General features: G+C 50.0%; 15 protein-coding genes. 5 read left to right on the top strand and 10 right to left on the bottom strand.

The genetic code is table 11. The annotated features are described in order from the left end of the window. Together EKM87_RS12520 and EKM87_RS06485 are read left to right on the top strand one after the other, a co-directional pair. Positions 1-214: hypothetical protein (locus EKM87_RS12520; RefSeq protein ID WP_225428408.1), on the top strand; the 214-nt coding region annotated here is incomplete at its 5' end. 37 nt (positions 215-251) lie between these two features. Next, complete coding sequence (locus EKM87_RS06485) at positions 252-1,493, top strand: Fic family protein (protein WP_125683056.1); 1,242 nt, start codon at positions 252-254, stop codon at positions 1,491-1,493. A 76-nt stretch (positions 1,494-1,569) separates the two neighbouring features. On the opposite strand, the gene EKM87_RS06480 is transcribed toward EKM87_RS06485, so the two are convergent. Next, on the bottom strand, positions 1,570-2,784 hold the full coding sequence (locus EKM87_RS06480) for an aminotransferase-like domain-containing protein (RefSeq protein ID WP_125683055.1): 1,215 nt from the start codon (positions 2,782-2,784) through the stop codon (positions 1,570-1,572). Positions 2,785-3,617: 833 nt separating this feature from the next. Here EKM87_RS06480 and EKM87_RS06475 point away from each other — a divergent pair. Continuing rightward, positions 3,618-4,526, top strand: coding sequence for a LysR family transcriptional regulator (locus EKM87_RS06475; RefSeq protein ID WP_125683053.1), 909 nt, complete (start codon positions 3,618-3,620; stop codon positions 4,524-4,526). Positions 4,527-5,183: 657 nt separating this feature from the next. On the opposite strand, the gene EKM87_RS06470 is transcribed toward EKM87_RS06475, so the two are convergent. The 3 genes from EKM87_RS06470 to EKM87_RS06460 all read right to left on the bottom strand — a co-directional run bounded on the left by EKM87_RS06470 (position 5,184) and on the right by EKM87_RS06460 (position 6,335). After that, complete coding sequence (locus EKM87_RS06470) at positions 5,184-5,438, bottom strand: DUF2922 family protein (RefSeq protein WP_125683051.1); 255 nt, start codon at positions 5,436-5,438, stop codon at positions 5,184-5,186. A 36-nt stretch (positions 5,439-5,474) separates the two neighbouring features. Next, positions 5,475-5,672, bottom strand: coding sequence for a hypothetical protein (locus EKM87_RS06465; protein ID WP_125683049.1), 198 nt, complete (start codon positions 5,670-5,672; stop codon positions 5,475-5,477). A 102-nt stretch (positions 5,673-5,774) separates the two neighbouring features. Then, entirely contained in the window at positions 5,775-6,335 is a 561-nt protein-coding gene (locus tag EKM87_RS06460) for a sigma-70 family RNA polymerase sigma factor (RefSeq protein ID WP_125683047.1), read from the bottom strand. A 324-nt stretch (positions 6,336-6,659) separates the two neighbouring features. On the opposite strand from EKM87_RS06460, the gene EKM87_RS06455 reads away from it, so the two are divergent. Both EKM87_RS06455 and EKM87_RS06450 read left to right on the top strand, forming a co-directional pair. After that, positions 6,660-7,766: a hypothetical protein gene (locus EKM87_RS06455; RefSeq protein WP_191988566.1), complete on the top strand. Its 1,107-nt coding sequence runs from the start codon at positions 6,660-6,662 to the stop codon at positions 7,764-7,766. A gap of 103 nt (positions 7,767-7,869) precedes the next feature. After that, positions 7,870-9,081 carry a hypothetical protein gene (locus EKM87_RS06450; protein ID WP_164506448.1) on the top strand — a complete coding sequence of 404 codons (1,212 nt, stop codon included), beginning with the start codon at positions 7,870-7,872 and terminating at the stop codon, positions 9,079-9,081. 654 nt (positions 9,082-9,735) lie between these two features. Here the strand turns inward: EKM87_RS06450 and EKM87_RS06445 are convergent. From EKM87_RS06445 to EKM87_RS06425, 6 genes are all read right to left on the bottom strand, one after another. Next, complete coding sequence (locus tag EKM87_RS06445; protein WP_125683041.1) at positions 9,736-10,524, bottom strand: CAP domain-containing protein; 789 nt, start codon at positions 10,522-10,524, stop codon at positions 9,736-9,738. Positions 10,525-10,923: 399 nt separating this feature from the next. Beyond that, positions 10,924-11,055 carry a hypothetical protein gene (locus tag EKM87_RS12610; RefSeq protein ID WP_263853768.1) on the bottom strand — a complete coding sequence of 44 codons (132 nt, stop codon included), beginning with the start codon at positions 11,053-11,055 and terminating at the stop codon, positions 10,924-10,926. Between the two features lie 12 nt (positions 11,056-11,067). Next, complete coding sequence (locus tag EKM87_RS06440) at positions 11,068-11,457, bottom strand: hypothetical protein (RefSeq protein ID WP_125683039.1); 390 nt, start codon at positions 11,455-11,457, stop codon at positions 11,068-11,070. A gap of 275 nt (positions 11,458-11,732) precedes the next feature. Beyond that, on the bottom strand, positions 11,733-12,125 hold the full coding sequence (locus EKM87_RS06435; protein WP_125683037.1) for a hypothetical protein: 393 nt from the start codon (positions 12,123-12,125) through the stop codon (positions 11,733-11,735). Between the two features lie 14 nt (positions 12,126-12,139). Then, complete coding sequence (locus tag EKM87_RS06430) at positions 12,140-12,448, bottom strand: hypothetical protein (RefSeq protein ID WP_125683034.1); 309 nt, start codon at positions 12,446-12,448, stop codon at positions 12,140-12,142. Further along, the gene (locus EKM87_RS06425; RefSeq protein WP_125683032.1) at positions 12,441-13,739 is read right to left on the bottom strand and encodes a Y-family DNA polymerase; all 1,299 of its coding nucleotides are present in this window, start codon (positions 13,737-13,739) and stop codon (positions 12,441-12,443) included. Before EKM87_RS06425 ends, EKM87_RS06430 begins: the two co-directional genes overlap by 8 nt. Positions 13,740-14,151: the final 412 nt, after the last annotated feature.

Genomic DNA, 14,151 nt, shown 5'->3' with positions numbered 1-14,151 from the left:
TGCTAACTATCATAAGGGAGAGGCTTTCCCTTTTCAATTGCTTATTTTTCTATTTACACATAATTATTTAAACACTCAAATCCGACACTTTAAGAAACCATTTACTACAACAAATATGAGATACACCTATGATTACCATGGACATCCCATCATTGAAGATTCAAAAACCTTGAACAAATCAAAATTACGAGTAGAATTAGAACTCAAGATTTAAAAAAACGCCATATTTTTAAAACTTAGAAGGTGATTAGATGCAAGGTTACCATTCATTGCAAACTTTTAAATATGAAAATCCAGAAAGCAACTTAACAGATGAATTTCACAAAAGGCTCGACTCTCCAACTGCTATAGTGACCAACCTAAAAATAAATCCAATTCTCAGAGGTATTAGGCAAAGCAAGTCGTTCTCACTTTTTTTATTGCCAATCCGAGAAATGCTAAAACTGCAAGACATCATTTTACAAAATTCTAACACTGTTTCGCGATTGACCTCTGAACTACCTCCAATCGCATCTAACCAACTATTTCTCAAAACACTTAGTGATGAGATAAAGAGTACTAATGATATCGAAGACGTAAAGACAACAAATGCCGAAGTGAACGATGCCATAGACAGTGCTAAAACTAATAGCAAAAGAAATACCCGTTTAAAGTCATTTGCCAGAATGTATCTAAATATTGAAGACAAAAAGAATCTTCAAATTAAGGTTCCTGAAGATATTCGTAGAACTTACGACTACTTGCTTGATGGAGAAATTGCTAAAGATGAATTGCCCGACGGAAAATTATTTCGAAACAAGCCTGTCCATATTGGAACATCGATGGAAACCGTTCATCAACCAAAATCGGCAGAAAATGAGTTTCTTCCTGACGTTATGGACTGGATTTCATTTATCAATGATGACGAGGTTCCTTTCCTAATCAAAACTTTCATCGCCCATTACTTTTTTGAATATATTCATCCATTTAATGATGGAAATGGACGAACTGGTAGGTATATTGCTTGCGTCTATTTGGGATACAAACTCGATACATTAACTGCTATAACCTTTTCTAGTGAAATTAATAAAAATCGTCCCAAATACTACAAAGCCTTTCTAGAAGTTAGTAATCCCAATAATTTTGGCGAAATCACATTCTTTGTCGTCGAGATGATGAAAATATTAATAAAAGGACAAAAATCCTTAATTGCTTCACTAAAGGAAAAAAAGAATGTAATGACCTATATGCAGGTACAACTTCAAGCTAGACATCTAGATGAAATTCCAGAAAAATTGCTCAATCTTTACTCACAGGCTTTCTTATTCAATGACTCTGGATATGGGATTGAAGATCGTGACCTCAAAAAAAACACAAACGACTATCCTTGGACACAGGTCAAAAGATGTATTCTAGAATTAACCTCGGAAGGCATTCTAACTAAAACAAAGAGTTCTCCATTAGTTAGAAGGCTTAGTCATGACTACATTGATAGCATAACCAGTGGCAATTAGAGTTTTTTCTTCACTTGGCATTACTTAAAAGAGCTTGTAGACATTTTTTTGCCTACAAGCTCTTTTATTTTAAAACTCACAGCACCGGTCGCACCTCGCGCACCGCCGCCTTGACCTGCTCACCCAGCCGGCCCATGCCCGCACTGATTTCTGCTGGCGATAAGCCACTGAAGCATAACCGCAAGGAATTATGAACGTCACGCCCCGGATAGAAGTTCGTACCAGGTACGTAGTTGATGTGGGCCTGAGGAATCACCTGCTGGCTCAGGAGCGCCGCCGCGTCCAGTTCTTCGGGCAAGGTTACCCAGTCGAAGAAACCACCCTCTGGCCGCGTGAAACTAACCTCCTCGGGGAAGTCATTTTCCAGCGCCGCCACCATCGCCGCACACTGTTGGCGGTAGTGGTCCTTCAACACGTTAACGTGCTGGTCTAAATCGTTTTCTTCCATATAATTAGCAATCGCCGCGTGAATCACCCCGTTGGCTTCCAGGTCGCTGGCTAACCGGACCTTCATGATGGCGTCCAGAATAGGCCCATCGGCTAGGAGCCAGCCCGTCCGCAGTGCCGGCATTAAAATTTTCGACAAGCTAGACACGAAGATGACACGGTCCTGCGTATCAAAACTCTTGATGGCGGGTAACGGCAGGTTGGCGTACCCTAGGTCGCGGTACGGCGAGTCCTCTAAAATGATGAAGTCGTAGCGGTTCGCCAATGCCACCAAAGCTTGGCGCTTGGCCACACTCATGGTGATGCCGGTTGGGTTGTGGTAGTCCGGCACCGTGTACAGTAGTTTGATACCGGGATGACGTTTTAAGGTGTCCTCCAGCTCGTCGAGGTCGAGACCATCCGCTTGGAGGTCGACCGAGTAATACGTCGGCTGGTAGAGGTCAAAGGCCGCCAGTGCCCCCACGTAGGTCGGCACCTCGACCACCATTTCATCGCCGGGATCGAGCAAGGCCTTCGCGACCAGTTCGATGGCTTGTTGCCCACCGACCGTGACAATCACGTTGTCCGCCGTCGTCGTGACGTGGCCCCACTTCTGAATCCGGGCGACCAATTTTTCCCGCAGGTCGAGGTTCCCCTGCATTGATTGGTACTGGAAAAGGTGGGCGCCCTGCTGCTCAATAGCGGTGTTGAAGGCCCGCTGCATTTCTTTGACTGGGAAGAGCCGTTCGTTCGGACTCCCCGCCGCAAACGAGATGGCGTGGGGATCGGGATCATTGACAAACAGCCCACTCAAGGCTGACGGGACATCGGGATTGACGCGCTGTGCTACTAAATTTTTCAACATGACGGTCACACCTTTCTGATCGGCTTACTGACTGGCCGAACCGCTGACTGAAGCTTCCTGACTGCTTACTGGTATGATAGAATATCGGTGACAGAAAGACTCGTTCAACTATCTAGAAATTGCATGAATGGCATTCATCTTTACTAAAGGTTGCTTTTTCTTCCTAAATTTCCGCCTACGGTGGCCAGGGACGAGGGACCGCTGTGGGGACCGGAGAAAGCCACAGTGCGGTCTTTCTCCTTGACTTGAAGCTTCGGCAAACCACCGAATCTCCAAGCTCATCCCACGGTGTTATTTGGCTTGAAACCCGCCAAGTAACACCGTCGTCACGGCTAGTCCCCCGCCCCTGACCACCTGCGGCTACATTGGTCGTCAGAATCGACAATCGGTGGATTGATGACTAGCCTTCTCTTGGATAAATCATTTATGTAGATGACTAACGTGTCAGACACTCATGCTAATCGGGCCTTACGTGAACATCTGTCAGCTAAAGTTTGTCATGCTTAATCTATATTTGTAAAAACCCGTGGCAGACTACTATTGATCTAACTAGCAAGATAGTAACGCTGTTACCTACCACCCGTAAATTCAGAGCGGCGTTATCGTCGGCGGTTGGCTGGGCGGGTGACTGGCAGTGTCGGTGGTGTTAGTGCGGGTGGTTTTTCCCGGACTTACAGCACGGGACGAGCTCGGAGACCGCGCGTACTTGGCGGGGGCTTCGAGTCGAGCCGGAGGACCGCTTCTCAGGCCGCAGGCGTTCCCCACAGCCAGTCGCCCACCCGGCCAACCAGAGACCAACTAACCACATAAAAACTAAAAGGAGGTGGCCGCACATGTTACCTTTTGCGTACCGTGTCTTTCAAGCCATCGTACAGGAACACACTTTTTACCGGGCCGCCCAGACGTTGAGCGTGACCCCGTCAGCCATCAGCCACTCCGTCAATCAATTGGAAAAGGAATTGGGCTTCCCCCTCTTCATCCGTAACCGGGCTGGCGTTGAACTGACGCCCGACGGCAAGACCGTCCTGCCCCTGATTCAAGGCGTCATCAACGCCGAGGACCGACTAGAACAGGCCGCCGCCAATATCAACGGGTTAAATGCTGGTTCCGTACGGTTGGGCGCCTTCTCCTCCGTTTGTATTTCCTGGTTGCCGCCCATCATTCGTCGCTTCAAGCAGGATTATCCCGACATTCAAATTAATTTGGAACAGGCGGGCTTCGCGGACATCGCCGCGGCGGTTAAATCCGGTCGGCTTGATTTAGGCTTGTCGGCCCTGCCCGTTTCGGAAAAACTGACGGTCCTGCCGCTGGTTAAAGATGAAATCTACTGCATCACGCCGACCGACTTCATCCCCGCCAATCGTACGACGGTGACCGCGGCCGACCTGGTCGACCAAAACTTCATCCTCCAGCGCGGTGACTACGATAAGGACACCAAGGCGGCCCTGGATCACTACCAGATTCGGCCCAACGCCATTCGTTTCTCCATTGACGACCAATCCATTCTGGCCATGGTGGACGCCGGAATGGGCATGGGCATTTTGCCCGAGCTGGCGCTACAGAAGGTCACTGGCAACGTCCACGTCTACCCGTTCGATACGCAGTTCTACCGGACCATCTGTCTGGTAGTCAACGCGGAACAGGCGAAGGCTCCGTCGACGGCGAAAATGATCCGCGCCATCACCGAGTACGTCACCACCGCTTATCCCGATCAGGTGTTGCGTCATCCTCACGTTGGCTAACTGCTACGGTTGTTGGTGTGCCACCTGCGGCTGCCAGGGGCCACGCTGTGGGGCAACCCTAGAGCCCCACTAAACCCGTGGGTCTCTAGGGCGCCTTGAAACCTCGCCAACACCGCGAGTTTCCAAGGTCGGCCCATGTTCTAAGCGGTAAAACCGCTAAGAACATCGACACTGCGTGACCCCTGGCATCCTCCGGCTCAATTCAGTTTGAGCAATTAACCTGGTGGATGGACATCGACTGATCAAACCTGTGGTCAATTGACAAGCTAGCCAGTGGTGAACGACTTTACCTCCCGATGCACACCCCTTCTACAACCGGCATCACCCACACCAATCGCGACCACTCTAAGACACGGTGACCGGTGTCGGGGCCGCATTAGTGATGACGTATGAGCAGTGATTGGCTGGGACGGTGACGGCTGTGTCGGTGGTGTTAGTTCGGGCGCTTGGGTCTTCCCGGACTTACAGCACGGGACGAGCTCGGAGACCGCGCGTACTTCGGGGGCTTCGAGTCGAGCCGGAGGACCGCTTCTCAGGCCGCAGGCGTTCCCCACAGCAGACGCCGTCCCAGCCAACCGCTGCGTAATCCAAAGCCCAACAAAAAGCGACCGCCTCCTCACCGGGAGACGGCCGCTTTTAGGTTGCGTTACGTAGGTGTTAGGCGACCGGGGTAACTGGTGCCACCGGTGGTACGGCGAGTGGATAGATGGTCTGCTTGGTCGTTTCGACCACATCCGCGGTCAACGGTTCGGCGTACAGGTTCACGTCGTCCTTGGCAAACAGCTTGGCCGTGGCAATTTGCGCCATGATGCCCTCAACGTCGGCGGTGGTGAGTTCCGTGTTCACGTACTTCAACCGCAGGTGCTTGATCCGCAGGTCGGAGCCTTTAAAGTTCAATTCTAAGGTTTTCATTTAATAACTTCCTTTCAGTTGGCTGAGGGGCGAGCGTTAGGCAACGGCTTTTTGCGTGTTGACCGTGGCGGAGATGAACGGAATTCCCGTCAGTGTGGCCAAGTAGCCGCCGAACGCTTCGACTTGTTGCGTGGCTGGGGCGGCGATGGCATTTTGCATGACAATCTTAACGGGGCGGGCGCCTTCGTTGCCAAAGGTAAAGGTGATCGTCGTTTTCTTCCAGTTGTTTTGCATGGTGGTGCTCCCTTCGTGGTGCTGATTTTGGTAAGTGATTGGCCAACCCTTACACTCTTACTAACGAAATCCAACGGGAATTTGTAACCCCCTTTTGACAAATTAATCTAAAAAGTTGTCTGGCGGCGTCAGTGTGTGGACTAATCGGCGGAGCAACGACCGCCGCCACTTATAGACGGTATTGCGGCTGACCCCGTGGCGTTGGGCGATCTCGTCGGCCGTTAGCTGGTCGACCAGCGTGCCCACCAAAAAGCGCCACTCACCGGTCTTGCCGGCTCCACCCACTAATTTCAACAAATATTGACGAAAATCCGACTGGCCGATGGCATCCAAAATATCACCGTCACTAGCCATCGCCGTCAGGAGCTCTTCCTGATCACCGGGTAGCTGGCGGTCCACCCGTTTGCGTTCCTGCCGTAGCTTATCCAGCAACGCCCAGTACAGCTTCTGCTGGGCGTAGGCCAGAAATTGGTGCGGCTTCTCCTCGGGATTCTCGGGAAAAGCTACGTAGATCTCCGGAAAGAGGAGCCGGGCCTCCTGCAAATAGTCCTCGTAATCCGCGCGGTTGGGCCAAATGTGGAGCTGTTTCATAACTGCGTATAGAATCGTCTCGTGGTCGCCGTCGTACAAGAACCGGTACGCGGCGGCGTGTGGTGTCTCCATTTTGTGGCATCATCCCTTCAAGTGTGATGTCCACGGCGCCATGGAACACCCCCACTTTACGGGAGTTGCTGAGAATTACCTAACGCTCGGTGGCGGCCAACCGACCCCCACGTTGCTATGAAAAAAATAATCGTTCATTCTAACAATACTGATAAACGGACGTTCGCTTGAAATGGGCCAAATTGCTGCTACCCCGGGATTAGTGGCCGCTTGAACCTTTAACCAGCTAAAATTTATTTTATTTTTCCCCACAGAAACCGGTATTTTGTGGTATAAATGATTATGGAAACGTTTCAAATTTATACATACAGAGGGGTATTTGTCATGAAAAAAGCTGTTTTTCTCGCGGCCGCAGCCTCCGCTGCCCTACTTTTCGGTGGGACGACGACCCTGGCTCACGCCAAGACGTACACCCAACACGGTAACGCGTTGGCCAACTACAACGTCAAGAAGTACAAGACGGTCAATAATAAGAACATGTTCGTTAAGCGCTACTCATTCAAGCAGAGCTACGGCGACATCTTCCAGACCAGTCCAACTAAGATTTCCAGCACCAAGGGTAAGAAGGTCACGTTCAAGTCGAACGTCTTCCTGCCGGTGACCTACAACAAGTCCGCTGACTGGGGCAACCCACAGAGTGAAGTGCTTTCGAAGGATGGCAACACACTCTACGAACTGATCACCACGACATCCCAGAGTACTCGCGGCTGGATCGTGCGGTACAACTTAGGGGCTTTGCGGAGTAAATTTGGCATCAGCACCAACCACATGGACGCCCTGCGTCGCGCCACTTACGACCACTCCGTTAAGCAGATGAGCAGCACGGACAAGGCCATCATGAAGTACGTCAAGATTGGGCCTAAATTTAACACGGGCCACGGCCAATCACTGGCTATGAACCCTAAGAACGGCCAACTCTGGTTCATCGGGGCACCCGTTAAGGTTCACTCCAACGTGCAACAAGTTTCGACGAGTTCATTGAAGCCAACCAAGAAGATCAACTTCATGTTGAAGAGTACCGTTACCATGGGCTCTAACCTGACGTTTGATAAGCACGGTAACGCCTACTTCTTCACCTACTCCAATGGCGGTTGGGCTCCTAAGGGCGCCATTAAGATCTACAAGGGGAAGGTCAACAGCAAGTCTGTGAAATTCCACTTGGTTATGCAAGGTCTGCGGCATAATCCTGGGACTAAGCCACAGGCAATGTCCTACAACGCCAAGCGTAACCGCCTGTACTTCGTCTCCGACGGCAGCATTTCATCCATCCCCGCTTCCAAGTTGGGTAAGCTGAAGGCTAGCCAAGTTGAATCTACGAAGTTGAACGGCCATCGTGAATTTGAAGGACTTCAATTTACCAAGAACGGTGCCGGCTACCTGATGAGCAACCGGGGTGCCGAACTGTTGAAGACTACGAGCAACAACTTCTAAGCTTGGATGCTTAGCAGAATCAATTGAAAATTAAATAGTCTGGCTGAGTCTTCAGTCAGACTATTTTAATGCTTATATTCTGTATTTCAGGGGAGAAATTATGATGCATAAATTAGTTAAAACATTGAGCGTAGCTACTTTACTGGCAGCCGGTATTGGTGGCGGTCTGGTGACCGTCGACGGTTCCGCCAGCGCCGCTAAGTTACACACGGTAAAGTGGAACAAGAAGATGAAGATGCACAAGGTGATTCTTAAGCGGAAGGGCTTTACTAAAAAAGCCTATAGCTTTAAGAAAGTTCACGGTAAGAAATTCACCTTCAAGAAAGCCTTTAATTTGCGGAACAAAGACTACGAATATACCGTCTACCACGCCACTCGTCACGCTAAAGTAGATAAGACTATCTACTACTACGTCACTGGGTTCAACGGCTACTACTCTGGCAAGCATGCACAAAGCGCCTGGATTGCTAAGAGTTACTTAGAAGGTTTCGAAACGGCCTCTACGCAAACGAAGAAGCGGGCAAATACTGCTACTGCCAAAGCGAAGGCTAAAGCCACTAAGAAAACCACTGGTAAAACCACGGCAACCAGCAGTAAGACCAGTTCCAAGACTGGCTCTAAAACAAGCAGTTCTAAAACCACTACTTCCAGCAAGTCGGGCTCAATGTACGTTGCTTCAACCAAGCACATTACCTGGTCACAATGGCTGAACCTGCCTGCATTTGGTAAAGAAGGCAACGGCATTACGCTGTACAACGTCGACAACGTCCCTTACGATGAAGACGGCTTCCCATACGTCAGCGATAAGCTGGCCAGCGCCTCACCAATCGACCTGAGTCAGCTCAAGTCTGAGTTTACTAGCGCTGCCTACGCCGCTATTCCGGACAAGGCCAACACCTGGTATTTGAGCGACAAGAACGCCCTCTACCACCCAACCAATCCGGAAGTGGGCCAGGCTATTCGTGACGCTATGCCAACGGATGACCGGACCACCCACACCAAGCAGTCCGAAGCAGCTGCCGATGGCCGGGTCGCTGATATTTCTTCAAACGTGACCCTGATCGACCACCTCGATGCTGGCGATAGTAAGCAAATCATCATGTGGGCTTCCACCTATGGCAACCCAACCTCAAAGGCTGATCCGATGAACTCCTACACCATCGTCTGCAAGGACAAGTCGATTGCGTCTGCCCCTAGCTCCACCACGACCGGTCGCTTCAACATTACGGGCCACAAGGCTGGCGACACCAGTGTCACCGTTACCAGCGTGAACAACCCGAACCTGTACGAACGGATCGACGTGCACGTTCAATAAAAATTTTTGAAAAGAGTGGGCCACAAGACAAGCTTAGAAATAACAAAGGCGCTGAGACATAGTCTCGGCGTCTTTGTTTTATCTGACTGAATAGCTATCAGCTAAAATTGACCCATTTCATAACAGAAAACTGCTCAAATCAATTTGAGAATGTTATACTTGCCCCGAGATGGGCTTGAACCCATCTGTGAAACACACCATAACTCAATCTCCAACAGGGGGCGTATCGATGCATGCTTGTCGTCGACACGCCCCCTGCTATTTTTTGCTTAAGTTCTTAATGGCCGCCTGCGGCCGCCAGGGTGGGGATCCGCTGTGGGGAACGCCTGCGGCCAAAGTGCGGTCCTCCGGCTCGACTCAAAGCCCCCGCCAAGAACGCGCGGTCTCTGAGCTCGTCCCGTGCTGTAGAGCCGGGCAACCCTCCCGGCCCAACACCACCGACACAGCCGACCCCCACCCTGGCACCCTCCGGCTACATTGGTTCTTTGCATTGCTGATAGCGGGCATTGTCAGCCTGGTAGTGGCAATCCATTTAAACGGCTTAGGCGAGGCAAATTCACTACAAAAAGACCGAATTTCAGGTAGGTGGCAAACGCTTCAGAGCGCTTGCTAATCCCAGAAATTCGGTCTATTGGTGTATCTTAATGCTTTGATTTAGTTATTGTGAGACAGCAGGACAAATTCATAGAGTTCTTGACCATGCTGCATGCCACCCACACCAACCTTCGTTTGCTGAGGGTTCATCAAATGAGGGATAGCACCGATATCACGCCATCTGTCTGTGATCCGCATCCAAGAGAAGGCCATACCTTGGCCCCACTGGGTGCCATTTTCAAAGCCGAGGATTGGGTTCTGTTTACTACTGGTGTAATCATCTTGAATCCAACCAGCGTGAGGCGTTCCTTCAACCTTGCCTTTGAACGACTTGCCTTCCTTACGCATCCGATCAGCGTTCTTCTGGGCAATCTTGTCCAGCTTGGCACTTTCCTTCACAGGCTTTGCGCCGTCTTTAGCCCGAAACTCATTAAGCTTCTTCACGAAGGCCTTCCGGTAAGCGGTCACGCTGTACTTGCCGTGACCCCACTTGTTGTAAACGTAGGTTGAAGAAACGTAGCCCTTCGTTTTGCCGTTCTTAGACTTCAAATAATTGTATGTAACTTTTTTGCCATTGGCCTGACGAATCGTGACCTTCTTGGTCGCATAAAACTTGGTATATAAGTATTTGGTCATGTGGTTGGTCTTCTTCGTCAACTTCGTACTTGAATACATCCAGCCCCCGGTGACGTGAACCTTGTGCTTAGACTTATACGTAGTTGATTTCAAAACCTTTGCCGCTTTAGACTTAGCCAAAGCAGTGTTGGCACCACTCGTGATTGTGGTGAGCCCCATTGCGGCGACACTGAGAACCGTGAGCGCCGAAATCATAATCTTCTTTGCTTTCATTCTTGATACCCTCCATTTGTGCTAAATTTTTCAAAACTAGCGCTGCCTAAACCAAAAAAATGACTGACTTATCACTTTACTTTCTGTGGCCGTGGCCTGGGTTCCAAGATGCTTGCGGGACTCACCCACGAATTAGGTTAAGCTGACTCTCTGACGGTCACCAAGTGCTAACTACCAGCGCTTAGAAGTTGATTGCCAAAGAACTTCACCCACTAATAGAGTACACCCCATTAAACAAAAAAAGCAACAAGCAAACGGCTTGATTTATTAAGTCGCCAAAATGTTTTCTCGCTGGCCATCCGACGGTGCTTTCGGCAGTCCTTGCGTGCACAAAAAATCCCACTCATTCAGGACTTGCCTGCCGACTTAACGGTGAGTGGGAACGGTCGTTTCAGTTATTTATTTATAAAACTCGTACCAGATTACCCCAATGCTCGCTAGAACGGCGAGTCCTAACAGCTCATGCCAACATTCTTGTCGCGTCATTCGCCGAACCGTCAGCTTAACGTGCGGTGTGTCAATTAATTTCATCTCTAGTTACCCCTAACCTAGGTGCTCACGGCCCAGATAGTGAAAGTCGGGGTCGCGGCCAATCTTATAACACGCAAAAGCCTTCGTCAGTTCATTGTGAAACGTGACCAAAATAGCGGGTGTGGCCCACGTGGACGCCGCCCAAAAGACGGTATCATCAGGTTCGCGCGGATCATTGGGATAACGGTAATACCCCCACTGTTCATCCCATATCGTCCCCTGCGTGTTTAGCCAATCTTCCGCTAAGCCAGCTTGGACGACCGCCATGACATCGTGATTATCCCGAATCAAAGCCGCTATTTTTTCCCAGTCCAGTTGCCGGTCATGTTCGCGGGGCAACTGATTCCGTGTTCCCAATGGCGTGTGACTCAGCGCAATCGGATCTAAATCAATGAAGTCCATGTTATCGCCTTCCCGTTTACGTTCATTCTAGCGCAAATGGGTGGCGTCAGACCACTGCTCAGTCAAATTCTCGGCTTAGCCCCATCATACAATCGTTGTTAGTCAATTGCGATGGTTATCGTATCTAGGGCCTTATCTAACAAACCACTGATTAGTTAATCGGATAAGAAACTATCAAAAAAGGAGACCCAGATAGTATCCCAGTCTCCTTTGACTATCCCCGAACACACATTGCAAAAACGCGTACCACATAAGCTCCCCGCCTAGTGGCCCGCTTAACCCTTCTTCGATTGATTGCCCACACACCGAATCTCTGTCAACGATAATTCCCGCCAGCGCCCGGACGCCAGCTGAATCACCACGTTATCTTCATGCACCCCTACTACGATACCATCGACTTTTGCCAAAATCTGGTTATCATCCATCACCTTTAGCTGCAGGTGCACGGGTTGATGCGTGCGCCACGCTGCCGCCAGTCGCTCACTGACGACTGATAGCGGTTGTTTTGGCAGCGGCGCTTCAACCTTCTCGGCCGCGTGCATTTTCGCTAACGCACTGGTGTGATCCGAGAGATAAAAGCCGCCCCACTTTAGCATGCCCCGGTCATGGTAGTCGCGCTTAAAAAAATTGTTCACGAGATCATCATCGTGTACTTGGCGAAGAACCATGGGTCGTCACTTCCTTAACGAATCCAGCGTTGACTCAGGGGCCACCGAACCTGACCAAAATCAATAAAATTCAGTGTCAGTTGGGTTCCCTCTTGAACCGCCGAAATCACGCGTTCTAACGTTTCTAAGTCTGTCGTCTTGACCGTATGTAACGGAATCGACCGTTCTCGATGGTCCTTACGACGAATATCCAAGAAGAAATTAAACTCAGCCCCGTACTGATTGTTGACCACGTCAATGCGGTAACGACAATGCCACTGCTTGGTAAACAGCGGGTCGAGCCGCGTCAAAATAACGGCTGCTTCCTGTCGACAATCAATCAAAGCTATTCCCCCCATTATGGCCACCTACCAGCGCTGCCCGACTAATCATGGTCCCGCCTCGCATCAAACTGCTGGCTGGCACCACCGCGGTCTTCCCAAAGCGGTCACGCAGATCATCGATGACCCGGTCAAAGCGGTCGTTCTTCAGTTGCCGCTCGGGGTCTTGAAAAATGTCCAGTTGCAGGCTACCACTTACACTGAGGCGAGCAAGTCCCACCCCAATGTTGCGGACCGGTTGACCTTCCCAATACTGCCGAAATAATCGCAATAACTCTGCGATTATGGTGCGGGCATTATCGGTCGGTGCAATTCGGTGCGTATGGTGCATGCCACCACGGCCGTCATCGGCTTGGCCATCCCAAGCGAAGCCGATAAACAGACTGATGCTACCGGCCTGTTGTTGATGATGCCGCATTCGCGAGGTCACCTGTTGCCCGATTTCTCGAATCACTAACTCGATTTCACGTTGGACCTTATAATCTCGCGGCAGGACCTGAGAGTTGCTCCAGCTCTTTTCCTTAGGTGGCCGGACCTCGCGTAACTTTGTCCGGTCGATTCCCCAGGACAGGGCAAAGAGTTGCGTCCCAATCAGCCCCATCTCGTGGCGCAACTCATACGGATCGACATGCGCCAAATCTTCCATACTGTGGATCCCCAACCGATTGAGGTGGGCCGCCGTCCGATGGCCAATGCTCCAAACCTTCTCCAGATCGGTGATCGGCCAAATCTCGTCAGCAAACGATTCGTAAGTTAACCTGCCAATCAGTTCTTTATCATGCTTGGCTTGCAGGTCTAACGCTAACTTGGCTTGCACGGGGTTTTCCCCAATCCCCACCGTCGTATAGAGTCCCAGCTCATGCCGTACGGTAAGTTGAATCCGGCGGGCCACTTCCTCTGGCGTGCTCCCAAAGAGCCGCCACGACTTGGTCATATCCAAAATCGATTCATCAATTGAATACGGAAAGAGGTCGGCATCCGCCACAAACCGCCGAAAAATCCGGTTGATTGCCAAATTCTTTTGGATGTACAGATTCATTCGCGGCGGTACCACTAAAATGCGGGGGTCGTCCGGCACTTCGTACTGCCGGGAGACGTTGCTGATTCCGAACTCGCGTTTGGCCATCGGCGAAGCTGCTAAGACCAAACCGCTCCCGGTGTTGTCGGCTTCAGACATGACGACCAGAACCGATTCCAACGGATTCAGTCCCCGTTCAACGCTCTCAACACTTGCATAGAACGACTTATTATCAATCATGAGAAACATCCCGTGCGGCTCACTCGTATAATCCATACCAGCACCCCCTTTCACTTGACTGTCATTATTATACGAACACTTGTTCTTAATTGCAAGCGAACATCGGAAAATAAATTGAAATTTCGATTAATTTCAATCCACTCTTTAGCGGTTATTTACACGAATACACTTACCCCATAAACGCCGTACTCCTTAAACTAATCTGCTTAGTAAATTCACATGCATTAATAACTATCCTCTTAGAGAAAAATAACAATATTGGTCTAATTTTGGTAGCTTTTGCTATCACCGCGTGTTAGAATGAACTTGTGAAGTTAGCCCTAGTCAACTAGCTTCCTCAACTTTTAAAGCGAAACCGATTTCCGCTGCACTTAAACACAGTGGATTATGGTTTCGCTTTTTTGATGCATATTTTCTTATTTTTCACCCGATAACTGTTTGTTACGAA

Origin of the sequence: Levilactobacillus yonginensis (assembly GCF_003946265.1) — a bacterium.
In the GTDB taxonomy this organism is placed as follows: domain Bacteria; phylum Bacillota; class Bacilli; order Lactobacillales; family Lactobacillaceae; genus Levilactobacillus; species Levilactobacillus yonginensis.
Note: the sequence above shows the minus strand (reverse complement) of the source record. Positions and strands in the feature narration are given on the sequence as shown.